This window comes from Bradyrhizobium macuxiense (genome assembly GCF_007993935.1).
Classification (GTDB): Bacteria; Pseudomonadota; Alphaproteobacteria; order Rhizobiales; family Xanthobacteraceae; genus Bradyrhizobium; species Bradyrhizobium macuxiense_A.
On the sequence record NZ_VITY01000007.1, the window covers coordinates 127082 to 142332 of the forward strand.

Below are 15251 nucleotides of genomic sequence, written 5' to 3' on the forward strand. Positions count from 1 at the left end.
CAGTTCTTGGGGAGGATAGTCATGACGAAGAAGGTCACCAAAGCCGGATCGATATCGCGGCGTCGTCTGCTGACGACGGCAAGCGCCGGCGCCGCTCTCGCCGTCTCGCCTTTTCGCATCAATCTGCTGCAGGCCGAGGAAGCACCAATCAAGATCGGCTTTCCTGTTCCCTTGACCGGTCCCTATGGCGCCGAGGCCCAGGATCAGGTACGGGCCGGTCAGCTGGCCGTCGCCCAATTCAATGACGCCGGCGGTCTCAACGGCCGCAAAGCCGAGCTCGTCGTGCGCGACGACAAGCTCAATCCGGGAGAGGCGGCCACGCGGACATTGGAGCTCGTCGAGAAGGAGAGGGTGAATTTTGTCGTCGGCAGTCTGTCGGCGGCGGTGCAGCTCGCGATCAACAACGTCACCAAGGAACGCGGCGTCATCTTCAATTCGATCAGCCAGTCCGACGCCATCAACGAGGCCGCTGACTTCAGCAAATACACGTTCCACGAAGCGCTGAACCCGCACATGACGTCAGGCGCGGTCGGCCGCTATGCCTTCGCCAAGTTCGGCAAGAAGGTTGCGTTCCTCACGGCGGACTACGCCTACGGTCACGAGATGGTTCGCGGCTTCCTCGAGGTCGGCAAGGAATTCAACATCGAGAACCTCGGCGACATCCGCCATCCGCTCGGGACGACTGACTTCTCGACCCTGCTGCCGCGCCTCCAGGCGCTGAAGCCCGACATTCTCTGCATCAGCAATTTCGGTCGCGACCAGCAGATCGCCCTGAAGCAGGCCACCGACTTCGGCATCAAGAAATCGATCCAGATCATTGCACCACTGCTCTCGCATGCCAGCCGCGTCGCGGCAGGCCCCCAGGCATTCGAAGGCGTTGTCGGCGGCTGCTCGTTCTACTGGGGCATCGAGGACAAGTTTGCCTCGACCAAGGCGTTCAACGACGCGTTTCGCAAGATGTATGACGGCAAGTTGCCGACCGATTACGGTGCGCTCGGCTACGGTGGCGTGCGGACCGTGCTCGAGGCGGTCAAGGGAGCCGGCAGCGTGGAGACCGACAAGGTCGTCGCTGCACAGGAATCGCTCAAGTACGACTACTACAAGGGGCCGCAGTACTATCGCAAATGCGATCACCAGTCGGTGCAGTCGGTGCTCGTGATCAAGTCGAAGTCCAAGGACATGAAGAACGAGTCCGACGTGTTCGAGGTTCTGTCGACCGAAGAGCCTAACGAGAAGTACCTGCGCACCTGCGAGGCGCTCGGTCACAAGAGCTGAGCCATGCGCCGGCGCGCGCTGCAAAGCGGTGCGCGTCGTGCCGAGGGGGACAAATGGCGGGCCTGAGCTTTGACCTGATTGCGCTGCAGCTGTTTGCCGGGTTGGCGCTCGGCGCAATCTACGTGCTGTTTGCGATCGGCCTCTCGCTGATCTTCGGGATGCTGACGGTCGTCAACTTCGCCCATGGCGCCTTCTACATGGTCGGCGCCTATGTCGGACTTTATCTGATCTCGATCGGGGGCAATTTCTGGATTTGCCTCGTTGCTGTGCCGATCGCGATTGGACTGTTCGGCCTTGCCGTTGAGCGCGTGCTGATCCGGCCGCTTTACGGCCGCGGCATCGACTATCCGCTGTTGCTGACCTTCGGGCTGAGCTACGTGATGGTCGAATGCGTGCGCATTGCCTTTGGCAAGACCGGCTATCCGTTCGATACGCCCGAGGTTCTGCAGGGCGCCGTCGACATCGGTGTCGGCTATTTCCCACTCTACCGTCTGTTTGTGATCGGCGCGACGGCCGTCGTCCTGCTGGCGCTGTGGCTGTTTCTGGAGAAGACCAGCTTCGGCCTGATTATCCGCGCCGGCGCGCGCGATCCGCAGATCGTCCGCGTTCTTGGGGTCGATGTTTCCAGGGTCTGGTTGATCGTGTTCGGGATCGGCACCGCGATTGCGGGCTTCGCCGGCCTGCTGGCGGCTCCCCTCCAGGGCGTCATTCCGGAGATGGGCGGCACGATTCTCGCCGAGGCGTTCGTGGTGACGGTCGTTGGAGGTATGGGATCGATCGGCGGTGCCGTATTGGCGGGCCTCCTGGTCGGTGTGGTGGTCAGCATGACCTCGCTGTTTGCCCCCGAGATGGCTAAGGTCTCGATCTTTGCCCTGATGGCGATCGTCCTCATTGTTCGTCCCCAGGGCTTCTTCGGCCGCGCCGGATTGATGAGCTGAGACCGGCATGACCGAAACCACTCAGTCGATCAAACAGCCTCGTGCCACGACGGGTGGCTGGTACGAGTTCGCAACGCGGCATCGCGCCAGCATTGTTGCGGCGGTCATCCTAATCTTCCCGTTGGTGATGCCGTTCACGGCGCTCGCCGTGAACATTCTGATCTACGGGCTGTACGCCCTCGGGTTCAACCTCGTGTTTGGTTATCTGGGCCTCTTGTCGTTCGGGCACGCGGCGCTGTTCGGAACCGGTGCCTATCTCTGTGGCATCGCGATCGTGCACTTCGGCTGGCCGTGGTATGCGGCGATTGCGGCCGGGATCGCCGGTGGCCTGCTCATGGCGCTGTTGATCGGCGTGCTCGCGATCAGGACCCGCGGCATCTACTTCGCCATGGTCACGATGGCTCTGTCGCAATGTGTCTATTACCTGTTCTATCAGGCGGTTGATCTGACCGGCGGCGAGAACGGCCTCCGCGGCATCAATGTCCGCACCATCGATCTGTTCGGCCTGCGGATCGATTTCATCAATCCAATGATCAGGTACTACGTCATTGCGGCTTTCGTGATCGCCGCATTCTTCGTGATGTCGCGCATTCTCGCATCGCCATTCGGTGCCGTCATTGAAGCGGTGCGGGAGAACGAGATGCGTGCCCGCGCATCGGGCTATGACGTGACCCTGACACGCTTGCTGACTTTCGTCTTGTCGGGCGGTTTCTGTGGTCTCGCGGGTGCGTTGCAGGCTCTGCATCTGTCGATCGTTCCGATCGAGATCCTGCACTACGAGACCTCGGGCCTGGTCGTGATGATCGCGCTGCTGGGCGGCATGGGGACGTTCTTCGGGCCGATGGTCGGCGCGGCGGTCTTCCTGGTCCTGGAGAACATCGTCTCCGTGTGGACCGTTCATTGGCAACTGATCGTTGGCGCCATCTTCATTGCATGCGTGCTGTTCTTCCCCGCCGGGATCTGGGGCACGCTGATCGCGCGGGGCAAGCGATGACGACCGCAGCGGGTCAAGTCAGCGAAATCATTCTGCGCACCAGGGGCGTCGGCAAGACGTTCGGGAAGTTTGTCGCTCTGAACAACATCTCGGCCGAGTTTTCCAGAGGAGCGATCACCTCCATCATTGGTCCGAACGGGGCTGGAAAGAGCACTTACTTCAACTTGCTGTGCGGCGCCTTTCAGCCGACGAAGGGCAGTGTTGAGTTCGAGGGCAGGGATGTCACGGGCTTGCCGCAACATCGCTTTGCTCACATGGGGATCGCAAAATCCTTTCAGATCACCAGCGTGTTTCCGCAGCTCACGACGCGTGAGAACATCCGTGTCGGTCTGCAGGCGCTGGTGTCGCGATACGACATCTGGCGTCCCCGTGCCCGCCTGACCGGACTGGTCGAGCGGGCTGACGAGCTGCTGGCTCTGGTCGGGCTGTGGGAATCCCGAGAACGCGCCGCCAAGACGTTGGCGCATGGCGAGCAGCGGGCGCTGGAGATCGGCATGGCGCTTGCGAGCCAACCCCGGTTGCTGCTGCTGGATGAGCCCACGGCCGGCATGAGCCCGGAGGAGACCCGGACCATGATGGATCTGATCGTGAAGCTCGCAAAGGAGCGCACGGTCATCCTCGTCGAGCACAAGATGAAGCTGGTGCTCGGGATCAGCGACCGCATCCTCGTGCTGCACCATGGAGAGCTGCTTGCTGAGGGCACGCCGCAGGAGGTCCGGCAGAATGAGGCGGTGAAGCGTGTCTATCTCGGTCAGAGGGAGCACTGACAGGATGCTGCAGGTCAGCAAGCTCAATGCCTGGTACGGTGCAAGCCACGCGTTGCAAGACATCGGTCTCGAGGTGACCAAAGGCGAGATCGTTTGCCTGATCGGCCGCAATGGAGCCGGCAAGACGACGACGCTGAAATCGATCATGGGCTTGATGGGGCGGACACGCGGCTCGGTCACCTTCAGGGGTGAGGAGCTGCTGCGCCAGCCGGCGCATGTGCGCTTCGCGCTGGGCCTGGCCTATGTTCCCGAAGAGCGTCGCATTGTGCAGGGCCTGTCGGTCCGGGAGAATCTTCGGCTCGGCCTGGTCGCGTCACCTGCGAAGAAGCGGGAAGCTGAGCTGCTCGATGAGATCGCCGTGATATTCCCGCGGCTGGCCGAGCGCATGGATCAAGAGGCGGTGACGATGTCCGGCGGCGAGCAGCAGATGCTGGCGATCGCGCGGGCCATGATCGCAAAGCCCGACCTGATCATGCTGGATGAGCCTTCGGAGGGCATCATGCCTGTCCTGGTCGACGAGATGTTCGAGCTGTTCCGAAGCATGAAGGCGCAGGGAACGACGGTTCTGCTGGTCGAGCAGAACGTCGAACTCGCGCTGGGCATCGCCGATCGTGCCTATGTCCTGGATCAAGGCTCCGTGGTGCATCAGGCGTCGGCGCAAGCGCTGCTGGCAGATGAGGAGATCAAGGAGCGATACTGCTCGGTGTGAGCAGGCGTTCCAGGCAGCGCTCCTCCGCGCAGCCCCGGAAGGACCTCACTCGGCAGCGCGCGCGATCGCGTCGGCCTTGCGATTGGTCACCACGACCTTGATCGCGTCGTCGACACGATCCCGCGCATATCTGAGCGCCGTCGGCAGGTCGGCCAGCGGAAACGTATGCGTGTGGATCTTGGTCGCATCGAAACGCTTCGCCGCCATCAGTTCCATCGCGCGATGCGTGGCGCTGCGGCCTTCGCCGCGGATGCCGTAGGCGTAAATGTTGTTTCGCACGAGATGCGCGATGTCCAGCGTCGCGGCCTCGTGCGGGAAGGCGGCCAGGCAGATCTTGCCGCCGCGATTGGTCATGTGAATGGCCTGGTTGAGTGTCGCTTCGGTGCCGGCACATTCGACGACATAGTCGGCGCCAATCCCACCTGTTAGTTGCTTCACGACCTCAACGGCGTTTTCATCGTTGATGTTGATGACGCGATCGGCCCCCAATTCCCCGCCGATCGCCAGCCGCTTGTTGCGCGTCCCGGTCAGGATGACCGGGCTTGCGCCAAGCGCCTTGGCCACAGCAACTGCGAGCAGTCCGATCGGCCCCGGGCCGATCACCACGACGCTCTCGCCGGCCACCAATCCCCCCAATTCCGTCAAGCCGTACATAGATGTCCCGGCTGTCACCACGAGCGTCGCTTCCGCGTCGCTCATGGTATCGGGGACGCGCGTCAGCGTGTTGATATGGTTGACCGCGTATTCGGCGAACCCGCCATCGGTCGTAAAGCCGTTGGCGCGGTGCCCCTTGTCGGGCTTTCCATAGTTGAGACAGGACGTGTACATGCCCTGGCGGCAGCGTTTGCATTGGCCGCAGCCGGCATGGATTTCGACGCTGACCCGTTCACCGATCCTGAATTCGTCGACGTCAGGCCCGAGTGCGGCAACCGTGCCCATGTACTCGTGACCTGGCGTAAAGTTCTTGTTGAAGGGCAGGCCACCCTGAATGCTTGCCGGCGACCCGGCATGGATGATCTCGAGGTCGGTTGCGCAAATCGCAACCGCGTCGATACGCACCAGCACTTCGGCGCGCGATGGGACCGGCGTCGGCTTCTCGGAAAGGTGGATCTGGTCGGGGTCACCAAGAACCCAGGCTTTCATCTGATCGGAGACGGGAAGGTCGGACGATGTCTTGACGCCGGGCGGCTGATACATGAGCGCTTCCTCTTTTGCCTGGCAGCCTAACGCGAAACGACCGGCTGCCGCGAGCATCCGACGGCCGGCATGGGGGGAGCTCGCTTTGCTGCACGGCAGCAAGCGCGTCGCAAAACGTTCATACGCGGCCTATACTTGGTCCCCCGGTTGATGTTGAAATCCCGATTGCATCCTCTCCCAGACCGGAGCCTCCCATGAAGACCGTCCGCCTCGTCCTTGCGTTGCTGGCGCTGACACTGATCGCGCCGTGGCAATCCGCCAAGGCAGCCGACGTGATCTGCTACAATTGCCCGCCGGAATGGGCTGACTGGGCCTCGATGCTGAAGGCGATCAAGGCGGACCTCAACTACGATATCCCGCATGACAACAAGAACTCCGGCCAGGCACTGGCCCAGATCTTGGCCGAGAAGAGCAATCCGGTCGGCGATATCGGCTATTTCGGCGTGACCTTCGGCATGAAGGCCAAAGCGCAGGACGCGCTCGAGCCTTACAAGCCGGCGCACTGGGATCAGGTCCCTGCAGGCCTCAAGGACCCGGACGGCTATTGGACCACGATCCATTCCGGCACGCTCGGCCTGTTCGTCAACAAGGACGCGCTCGGCGGGAAGCCGGTGCCGGCTTGCTGGAAGGACCTGCTGAAGCCCGACTACAAGGGCATGGTCGGCTATCTCGACCCGTCCTCGGCGGCCGTCGGCTATGTCGGCGCGGTTGCCGTCAACCTGGCGCTGGGCGGCTCCCCGAGCAATTTCGATCCGGCGATTACCTTCTTCAAGGAACTGCGCAAGAACGATCCGATCGTGCCCAAGCAGACGTCGTATGCCCGCGTCGTCTCCGGTGAGATGCCGATCCTGTTCGATTACGACTTCAACGCCTATCGCGCGAAATATTCGGAAAAGGGCAACTTCGAGTTCGTCATTCCCTGCGAAGGCTCGGTAGTGTTTCCCTATGTCGTCGGCCTCGTGAAGAACGCGCCCGACAAGGAGAAGGCCAAGAAGGTGATGGACTATCTCCTGTCCGACAAGGGGCAGGCGATCTGGACCAATGCCTATCTGCGTCCGGCCCGCCCGATCGAACTGCCGGCGTCCGTGAAGGGCAAATTCCTCCCCGACAGCGACTATGCCCGCGCCAAGAGCGTCGACTGGGGCGAGATGGAAAACGTGCAAAAAGCCTTCGTCGACCGCTATCTCGCCGAGATTCGCTGAGGCAATATGGTGCCTTTCGCGGGGCACCATTCTTCCGATGTCGCAAAAGTCCTTCGTTTGGCTCTGCCTGCTGCCGCTTGCGGTCGTGACCACGGCATTCTTCCTGTTGCCGATGGCGCGGCTGGTGGTTGCGGGCGCTGAAGGTCCGCACGGGCTCGCCGGATATCTCGCCGTCCTGACCGAAGGCCGCTATCGCGCGACGCTGTTCAACACCGTGCTGCTCGCGGCGGCAGCCACGGTCGTCACGTTGATCGTGGCGACGATTGCCGGAATGTTCCTGCAGCGGCACCGCTTCCCCGGGCGGGCCGTGCTGATCGCGATGCTGACCTTTCCGCTGGCCTTTCCCGGCGTGGTGGTCGGCTTCATGATTATCCTGCTGGCCGGACGCCAAGGGCTGATCGGCGATCTGTCGAACCGGATCTTCGGCGAGAAGTTCGTCTTCGCCTATTCGATCTACGGGCTCTTCCTGGGTTATCTCTACTTCTCGATCCCGCGCGTGATCCTCACGATCATGGCGGCCGTGCAGAAGCTCGATGTTGGTCTGGAGGAAGCGGCACGTTCGCTTGGCGCCAGTCCCTGGGCGGTGCAGCGTGACGTCGTGCTGCCGGCTCTGGCGCCGGCTTTCGTCGCGTCCGGCGCGATCGCGTTTGCAACCGCGATGGGCGCGTTCGGCACCGCCTTCACGCTGGCGACGAACATCGATGTGCTGCCGATGCTGATCTACACCGAGTTCACACTGGCCGCCAATTTCGCCACGTCGGCGGCGCTGTCGGTCGGGCTTGGCTTGATCACCTGGCTCATCCTTGCGCTCGCCCGCACGTTCAGCGGCAGCGCGGTCGCGGCGGCCGGGTAAAAGCATGCGCGATCGCCTGATCTTCACCGGCCAGTTCATCTTCACGCTGCTCGTTGCGGCGTTCCTGGTGGTGCCCGCCGGGCTTTCGATCTCCGCCGGGGTGACCGTCAATTACTTCCGGGGCATCCAATCCGGCGTAACGCTGCAATGGGTCGCGCAGGTCTGGGAGCTCTATGCCGGCACCATTTTGCTCTCCTTCGTGATCGCATTCGCGACGCTGGCGGTCACCTTGCTTGCGGGTGTTCCCGCGGCCTATGCGCTGCATGCGCGGGGAGGTCGGCTTGCCCGCATCGTCGAGGAGATCATCACCTTGCCGCTGGCGATTCCGGGGCTCGCGATCGCGCTGGCACTTCTGCTCGCCTATGGCAGCTTCGGCGACTTTCGCCGTTCCTGGCTCTTCATCCTGGTCGGCCACGTGATCTTCACCATGCCGTTCATGGTGCGATCGGTGATGGCGGTGTTTGCCACCGTGGATATCAAGACGCTGGATGAAGGGGCGGCCTCGCTGGGGGCGTCGCCGTGGCGGCGGTTCTGCGACGTCATCGTGCCGAACGCGCTGCCTGGAATTCTGGCTGGCGCATTGATGGTGGTCACGCTGTCGCTCGGTGAATTCAACCTGACCTGGATGCTGCATACGCCGTTGACGAAGACATTGCCCATCGGGCTCGCGGACAGCTATGCCTCGATGCGGCTCGAAGTCGCTTCAGCCTACACGCTGATCTTCTTCGTGATGATCATTCCGCTCCTGGTTGCGATGCAACTGCTGGCCGATAGGGACCACAAGCGATGAGTACGGCGGGGCACGGTGCAGCGGTGCGGATCGAGGCGTGCGGCAAGACCTTTGCCGACGGCACGCGCGCGCTTGATCCCGCGACCCTCGACATTGCGCGCGGCGAGACGCTGGTGCTGCTCGGGCCGTCCGGGTGCGGCAAGACCACGATGCTGCGCATCATCGCCGGCCTCGAACTGCCGGACGCCGGCGGCAAGGTGCTGTTCGACGGCAAGGATATGACCTCGGTCCCGATCGAACGGCGCAATGTTGGGATGGTGTTTCAGTCCTACGCTTTGTTCCCTAACATGACCGTGGCGGACAATATCGCCTACGGGCTGAAGATCCGCGGCGTTGCCAGGGACGAGCGGGCCGCGCGCGTCGCCGAACTGGTCGCTCTGACGAACATCACGGGCTTGGAGAACCGCCGTATCGACCAGCTTTCGGGCGGACAGCGCCAGCGCGTCGCATTGGCCCGCGCCGTCGCGATCCGACCGGGCATCTTGTTGCTTGACGAGCCGTTGACCGCGCTTGACGCCGCCCTGCGTGATCGGCTGCGGACTGAGCTTAACCGGTTGTTGCGAGCACTCGGCATTACGACGATCTACGTCACGCATGATCAGGCCGAAGCAATGGAATTGGGCGACCGCATCGTGGTGATGCGGAAAGGTGCGATTGCCCAGATCGGCGCACCGCGCGAGGTCTACTTCGTACCGAAGGATCGCTTTGTGGCGGAATTCATCGGAGCGGCGAATATCGTGGAAGCTCCGATCGAGAACGGCATATTGATCCTGCCCGGCGGGCGATTGTCGATCGAGGGCGGTGCGACGACCGCGAACGCGACCGTCATGATCCGCCCCGAAACCATTCGCGTGACGAACGCCGGGACGGAGGCGCTCTCGGGCGTCGTCGATTCCGTCAGCTTCATCGGCGACCGGCAGCGGATTGTCGTGAGTGGTGCATCGAGCAAGCCGCTCAACGTTGACGCGCCCAACACGATCCAGGCCAAGGTCGGCGATCGAGTAGGGCTTTCGATCGCGGCCGACGCGCTTCGTCTTCTGCCTTCCGAACCCTGAGATCGATCGATGCCGTCGAAACCTGTCCTCATCGCCCAGATATCCGACCTTCACATCAAGCCGCCGGGAACGTTGGCCTACGGCCGGGTCGACACCGCCAAGGCGCTCGAGCGCTGCGTGGCTGAACTCAACGCATTCGAGCCGGCGCCCGATTTCGTCGTCATCTCGGGCGACCTTGTCGATACGCCGTCGGTCGAGGAATACGATTATCTCAAGCGATTGCTCGCGCCGCTGCGCCTGCCGTTTGCCGGCATTCCCGGTAATCACGACTCGCGGGAGTGGATGCGAGAAGCGTTTCCGGCCGCACCCTATGTTCGCGCCGCAGGCCCGCTCGACCAGAAGATCGAAGTAAATGGTCTCGATGTCCTGCTGCTCGATTCAAGCGTTGCCGGTAAGCCTCACGGCTTGCTCGAAGCGTCCACGTTGCAATGGCTGGACGAGGCGCTGGCGACCGCAGCCGACCGGCCGGCGCTGCTCTTCCTGCATCACCCGCCATTCAAGGGCGGCATCTGGCACATGGACCGGCAAGACCTCTTCAATGCCGACGAGTTGGCGGGAATCGTCAAGCGTCACCCGCGTGTGCGGCTGATTGCGTGCGGGCACGTCCACCGTGCGATGCTGACCACCCTCGCGGGGCTTCCCGTGACAATTTGCCCCGCACCGAACCATGCGGTCGACCTGGACCTCGGGCAGCTCCGCGAACCGTCGTTCAAGGTGGAGCCCCCTGCATTTCACTTGCACACGTGGTTTCCCGGGCAGGATTTTGGACAGTTGGTGACGCACCAGGTCCCGATCGGTCGGTTTGATGGGCCGCACCCGTTCTTTGGCCCAGACGGCAAGCTGTTGTGAGTTTGCGGCCCTCGCACAGACGGGTTTTTGCCAGGCGAGATCGTCATTGCTGGACCGGATATTCCGGATCACGGGCAGCCGCTGCCTGCAATTGAGCGTTGCATAGGCACGTATTTATTCCAAATTGTAGCTTGGATGCCTTCTAGCCCGCTGCCGGCGGATCGGACCTTTTGTTGCTGTAGGCCCGCGGTGGGGTTATAGTCGTTTCCGCTTTCATTGATCGATGGCTCTGTCGGTGTCGCGCTGTTGGCGCGCCGATTGAACGCAACACAATCAGTCTGGATCACGATGACCGGTGCGCCGCCCATTGAACGAACTGCCGGCGTGCCGTTGTTTTCGAACAACAAACTATCGGTGCTGCGCAAGCATCCCTATTTCGCCGATCTCGAGCCCGAGGCATTCGATCAGCTCTGCCGCTATGCCAAGCACATCACGCTGAAGCGCGGGACGACGATCTTCTCCAAGGGTGATCCGGGCACCAGCCTGATTGCGGTGATCTCGGGCACGGTGAAGATCAGCATCTCGTCGCCGGATGGCCGCAACGCCATTCTGAACCTGATCGAGGCAGGCGAGATCTTCGGCGAGATCGCGCTGCTCGACGGCCTGTCGCGGACGGCGGACGCCACCGCCAACACCAATTGCGAGCTGTTCGTCATCGACCGGCGCGAGTTCATTCCGTTCGTGCGCAGCCAGCCGACGCTGGCGATGAAGTTCATCGAGCTGCTGTGCGCGCGGTTGCGCTGGACCAGCGATCAGGTCGAGCAGGTGATCTTGCAGGACCTGCCCGGCCGCCTCGCGAGCGCGCTGCTGCGCCTGAGCGACAAGCACAAGCCGCAGGGGCGCACCATCTCGATCACCCAGCAGGAGATCAGCGAGATGGTCGGAATGACCCGTGAGAGCATCAACAAGCAGCTCCGCGCCTGGGCGACACGCGGCTGGGTCAGGCTCGAGCATGGCGCGATCGTGGTGCTGAAGCCCGAGTCGCTTCAGGCGCTGGTTGACGCCGGGGCTGATGACGGCGAGTAGCCGCGCCGGCCGCTCGTCGAGTTCTGCACTTCACGAAACGGTGAGCCGGACAAAGCCTGTGAAACCATTCACATCGGCCTTGCGTGCTCTGCGGTAAGTGAGCCCCGGGTGGATCACGGCCGCACTGTGGAGGAATCCATGCAGGGCTCTTTCGACAACCGACGTCAGGACCCGGAAAGCAACTACAAGAGCTTCAGCATCAAGCTGATCGCGTTGCCGGTGCTCGTGATCGTTGCCTTGATCGGGATGCTGGTCAGTCACCCGGCCGCGGTCAAATGGATATCGGACGCGGCACAGGCCGAGTTCGTCGGAACCGACGCCGTCGACACCAACCCGCTGCCCAGGATGGCGCAGCCGGCGCCCACCGCTTTGCCGCGCAATGAGATGCGGACGGTGAAGGCCAACTGATGCTTGATGCCGTCGTCGCGCACAAGGGCGCGACGACGGCAATTCAAATCGTCCAATGGTCGGCCGCGATCATCACGCGGTAACGCCGAGCAGCTTCGCTGCAGTCCGGCCGAGAATGTTCGCCCTGTCGTCGTCGCTCAGCGACGCGCAGGCGAAGATGTGGTCGACCGGCGCCAGTTGCCATGGATAGGGATAGTCGCTTCCCAGCACGATCTGGCCGGCGCCGACCTGGGCGGCGAGGTGCCGGATCGCCTCCGGCGTGAAGATCAGGGAGTCGAAGTAGATCTGCTTGAGATATTCGGTCGGCGCCTTCTGGAGCTTGATCTCCGGATTGCATCCCTTCGGTCCGACCAGGCAGGGATGGTCCGAGCGATCGGCATGGGAGGGGAGGTAGCCGCCGCCATGCGCGGCGATGACCTTCAATCCGGGGAAGCGATCGAACGTCCCCTCGAAGATCAGATGCGAGAGCGCGATCGTGGTCTCGAGCGGGTTGCCGATCGTGTTGCCGAGCCAGCCGTTGCCGGAGAGCCGCTTGCCGAGCTCCGGAACGCCCTGCGGATGGATGAACAGGGGGACGCCGAGTTCCTCGGCCTTGGCCCACACCGGATGAAACCTGGGATCGGAGAATTCGACGCCATCGACGACACCGCCGATCGCCGCACCCTTCAGCCCCTGCTTCTTCACCGCAGTCTCCAGCTCCCGCACCGCAAGGTCCGGCGCCTGCAATGTCAGCGAGGCGAAGGCCGCAAACCGCTCGGGCTTCGAGGCGCAGAGTTCGGCGAGCTTTTCATTCTGGATTTTCACGATCTTGCCGGCGAGGTCGCGATCGCGGTCGTACCAGAACGGATTGATCGAGAGCACCTCCATGTCGACGGCCTGCGCGTCCATCGCCGCCAGACGCTTGTCGATCTCGATGAAGGCTTCCACAGCGCCGTTGACCGGCGGCAGCTGCAGTTTCCCGGCATCGGCGCCGAGCAGGGCACCGGCCTCGCGGAAGTGGCAATGCGAGTGAATGTCGATCGTCTTCACGCGCTTGCCGTCGACGCTGACCGGTAACTTCTGCCGCGACGGCTGTGCATTCGCGTTGTGGACGAGCCCGCAGCCGCAGAACACGATACCTGCTGCCGCCGTCGCTCCCGCTTTCAGGAAATCACGCCTTGTGCTCATGACGATCGCCTCCCTGGTCTTTTTGTTATGGATGGCAAGCCTAGGGATGACGGCTGGCGGTCGCAAGATCACACGCTGTGCGTGTTGCGCAATGTTGATCTGCTCAGACCGGCTTGATGCCGGCCTTTGTGCAAGGACGACGGAACAGTGCCGCTTGTCCTCAGTGCAGGACCTGAAGCTGCCGCGGCAGCCAAAGCGAGACTTCCGGCAGATAGGTCACGCACATCAGGACAAGGAACATCACCGCGTAGAACGGCCAGATCTTGCGCATGACCTGCTCGATCGTGACCTTGCCGACCGCGCAGCCGACAAACAGGATCGCGCCGACCGGTGGATGGCACAGGCCGATGCCGAGATTGAGCAGCATGATCATGCCGAAATGGACCGGATCGACGCCGAAGTTCTTCATGACCGGCAACAGGATCGGCGTTGCGATCAGGATCGATGGCGCCATGTCGACCAGCGTGCCGAGCACCAGCAGCAGGACGTTGATCAGGAGCAGGATGACGTACTTGTTGTCGGAGATCGACAGGAAGAAGGCGGTCATCTTGGCCGGCATCTGCGTCAGGGCCATGATGTAGCCGACGCTTGAGGCGCAGGCGATCAGCGTCATCACCATCGCGACGGTGCGTAGCGTGCGATGCAGCAGCACCGGCAGGTCGCGCCAGCGATAGTCGCGATAGATGAACATGGTGACGAAGAAGGCCCAGATGCAGGCGATGGCGCCGGCCTCGATTGCGGTGAAGATGCCGCCGAGAATGCCGCCCAGGATGATGACCAGGGTGATGAGACCCCAGGAGGCATCGATGGCGATCCGGATGGCGTCCTTGGCCGGCACGGTCTGGCCGTGCGGGTGCTTTTCGCGATAGGCGACGGCTAGGCACAGAATGATCAGTGAGAAGCCGAGCAGCAGCCCCGGGAATACGCCGGCCATGAAGAGAGCGCTGATCGAAATCGTTCCTCCCGTTGCCAGCGAGTAGAGCACCGCATTGTGGCTCGGCGGCACCAGAAGGGCCTGAACCGACGAGGTGATCGTCAGATTGGTCGCGAACACGCGCGGATAGCCGTTCCGCTCCATCTGCGGGATCATCACCGAACCGATCGCGGATGTATCGGCGACGGCCGATCCGGAAATGCCGCTCAGGAATGTCGTCGCCAGCACGTTGACGATCGAAAGGCCGCCGCGCAAACGGGTCAACCCCACCAGCACGTCGGCAAACGCGACCAGGCGACGGGCCATGCCACCCTCGGCCATGATGGCGCCGGCCAGCACGAAAAACGGGATCGTCAGCATCGCGACCTTGCTGACACCGTCGGAGATCTTGAGCATCACCGCTTCCAGCGGAATGCCGATCCACAAGGCGCCGACGATGGCCGCCATCGCCAGCGAGTAGGCGATCGGCATGCCGATCAGAAAACAGAGCAGCATGGTCGCGAGCAGGATGGAGATGTCCATGATGGCTTCTCGCGGTCAGTCGATCGATGCGTCACGATGCGGGCCGATCGGATCGGGCGGTGCACCGAGGAATATCCGCTCGATGATGAACAGCAGCAGGCAGGCGCCGCCGATCGGAATCGGAAGATAGGTGACGCCGACCGACAGCGACGGAAAGTCGGCGATCGTGTTGTGCCAGGTCACCTCGACGAGCCGATAGCCCCAGATCATCATGAACAGCGCGACCAGTCCCATCAGCAGTTGCACGACGAGGTCGGCGAGCCCCCGGAGCGGGTCCGGCAGCTTGCCGGCGAAATAGCCGACATTCATATGCAGGTTGAGCCGATATCCCGCCGCCGCGCCGATGAACGTCACGACGATGGTGAGCAGCACCGCGAGCGGTTCGGGCCAGGAGGCGGCGCTGTTCAGGACGTAGCGCGTGAACACTGCCCAGGGGATGACCGCTGAAATCAGGATCAGCGCGGCAGAGCCCGTGATGACGCAGGCCAGATACAGATAGTCCATCGCGCGGCGATACGATCCGGCCATGTCCATTTCCCGTATGTTGTCGATTTCCCGCGTGGTG

The 15251-nt window shown here is 62.6% G+C and carries 17 protein-coding genes; 12 read left to right on the forward strand and 5 right to left on the reverse strand.

Annotation, left to right across the window (positions count from 1 at the left end):
* Nucleotides 1–21: 21 nt before the first annotated feature.
* From FBZ93_RS19675 to FBZ93_RS19695, 5 genes are read left to right on the forward strand one after another with little or no spacing between them, the layout of a single operon-like run.
* Nucleotides 22–1275: an ABC transporter substrate-binding protein gene (locus tag FBZ93_RS19675; RefSeq protein WP_146987639.1), complete on the forward strand. Its 1254-nt coding sequence runs from the start codon at nt 22–24 to the stop codon at nt 1273–1275.
* A 53-nt stretch (nt 1276–1328) separates the two neighbouring features.
* Nucleotides 1329–2213, forward strand: a complete 885-nt coding sequence (locus tag FBZ93_RS19680) for a branched-chain amino acid ABC transporter permease (protein ID WP_146987641.1) — start codon at nt 1329–1331, stop codon at nt 2211–2213.
* A 7-nt stretch (nt 2214–2220) separates the two neighbouring features.
* On the forward strand, nt 2221–3207 hold the full coding sequence (locus FBZ93_RS19685) for a branched-chain amino acid ABC transporter permease (RefSeq protein WP_146987643.1): 987 nt from the start codon (nt 2221–2223) through the stop codon (nt 3205–3207).
* Nucleotides 3204–3974, forward strand: a complete 771-nt coding sequence (locus tag FBZ93_RS19690; protein ID WP_146987644.1) for an ABC transporter ATP-binding protein — start codon at nt 3204–3206, stop codon at nt 3972–3974. The genes FBZ93_RS19685 and FBZ93_RS19690 overlap by 4 nt, the downstream gene beginning before the upstream one ends.
* A gap of 4 nt (nt 3975–3978) precedes the next feature.
* Nucleotides 3979–4683 (forward strand): ABC transporter ATP-binding protein, encoded by a 705-nt coding sequence (locus FBZ93_RS19695; RefSeq protein WP_146987646.1) that lies wholly within the window; start codon nt 3979–3981, stop codon nt 4681–4683.
* A gap of 45 nt (nt 4684–4728) precedes the next feature.
* Here FBZ93_RS19695 and FBZ93_RS19700 read toward each other — a convergent pair whose 3' ends face one another.
* Nucleotides 4729–5937: a zinc-dependent alcohol dehydrogenase gene (locus FBZ93_RS19700; protein WP_246667561.1), complete on the reverse strand. Its 1209-nt coding sequence runs from the start codon at nt 5935–5937 to the stop codon at nt 4729–4731.
* Nucleotides 5938–6074: 137 nt separating this feature from the next.
* Here FBZ93_RS19700 and FBZ93_RS19705 point away from each other — a divergent pair, with 137 nt between their 5' ends.
* From FBZ93_RS19705 to FBZ93_RS19725, 5 genes are read left to right on the forward strand one after another with little or no spacing between them, the layout of a single operon-like run.
* Nucleotides 6075–7082, forward strand: coding sequence for an ABC transporter substrate-binding protein (locus FBZ93_RS19705; protein ID WP_146987648.1), 1008 nt, complete (start codon nt 6075–6077; stop codon nt 7080–7082).
* Nucleotides 7083–7119: 37 nt separating this feature from the next.
* Nucleotides 7120–7935, forward strand: coding sequence for an ABC transporter permease (locus FBZ93_RS19710; protein WP_146987649.1), 816 nt, complete (start codon nt 7120–7122; stop codon nt 7933–7935).
* A gap of 4 nt (nt 7936–7939) precedes the next feature.
* Nucleotides 7940–8725 carry an ABC transporter permease gene (locus tag FBZ93_RS19715; RefSeq protein ID WP_146987651.1) on the forward strand — a complete coding sequence of 262 codons (786 nt, stop codon included), beginning with the start codon at nt 7940–7942 and terminating at the stop codon, nt 8723–8725.
* The gene (locus tag FBZ93_RS19720) at nt 8722–9780 is read left to right on the forward strand and encodes an ABC transporter ATP-binding protein (protein ID WP_146987653.1); all 1059 of its coding nucleotides are present in this window, start codon (nt 8722–8724) and stop codon (nt 9778–9780) included. Before FBZ93_RS19715 ends, FBZ93_RS19720 begins: the two co-directional genes overlap by 4 nt.
* A 9-nt stretch (nt 9781–9789) precedes the next feature.
* Nucleotides 9790–10629, forward strand: coding sequence for a phosphodiesterase (locus FBZ93_RS19725; RefSeq protein WP_146987654.1), 840 nt, complete (start codon nt 9790–9792; stop codon nt 10627–10629).
* Nucleotides 10630–10697: 68 nt separating this feature from the next.
* On the opposite strand, the gene FBZ93_RS40685 is transcribed toward FBZ93_RS19725, so the two are convergent.
* Complete coding sequence (locus FBZ93_RS40685) at nt 10698–10973, reverse strand: hypothetical protein (RefSeq protein ID WP_167529108.1); 276 nt, start codon at nt 10971–10973, stop codon at nt 10698–10700.
* Between FBZ93_RS40685 and FBZ93_RS19730 the strand changes: the two genes are divergently transcribed.
* Nucleotides 10918–11655 carry a Crp/Fnr family transcriptional regulator gene (locus FBZ93_RS19730; RefSeq protein WP_146988127.1) on the forward strand — a complete coding sequence of 246 codons (738 nt, stop codon included), beginning with the start codon at nt 10918–10920 and terminating at the stop codon, nt 11653–11655. The two genes, FBZ93_RS40685 and FBZ93_RS19730, sit on opposite strands and share 56 nt — an antisense overlap.
* A 108-nt stretch (nt 11656–11763) precedes the next feature.
* The gene (locus tag FBZ93_RS19735; RefSeq protein WP_146987656.1) at nt 11764–12063 is read left to right on the forward strand and encodes a hypothetical protein; all 300 of its coding nucleotides are present in this window, start codon (nt 11764–11766) and stop codon (nt 12061–12063) included.
* A 72-nt stretch (nt 12064–12135) separates the two neighbouring features.
* On the opposite strand, the gene FBZ93_RS19740 is transcribed toward FBZ93_RS19735, so the two are convergent.
* The 3 genes from FBZ93_RS19740 to FBZ93_RS19750 all read right to left on the reverse strand — a co-directional run bounded on the left by FBZ93_RS19740 (nt 12136) and on the right by FBZ93_RS19750 (nt 15214).
* Nucleotides 12136–13230 (reverse strand): amidohydrolase family protein, encoded by a 1095-nt coding sequence (locus FBZ93_RS19740; protein WP_146987657.1) that lies wholly within the window; start codon nt 13228–13230, stop codon nt 12136–12138.
* Between the two features lie 160 nt (nt 13231–13390).
* Entirely contained in the window at nt 13391–14686 is a 1296-nt protein-coding gene (locus tag FBZ93_RS19745; RefSeq protein WP_146987659.1) for a TRAP transporter large permease, read from the reverse strand.
* A gap of 15 nt (nt 14687–14701) precedes the next feature.
* Nucleotides 14702–15214 carry a TRAP transporter small permease gene (locus tag FBZ93_RS19750; protein ID WP_146987661.1) on the reverse strand — a complete coding sequence of 171 codons (513 nt, stop codon included), beginning with the start codon at nt 15212–15214 and terminating at the stop codon, nt 14702–14704.
* Nucleotides 15215–15251: the final 37 nt, after the last annotated feature.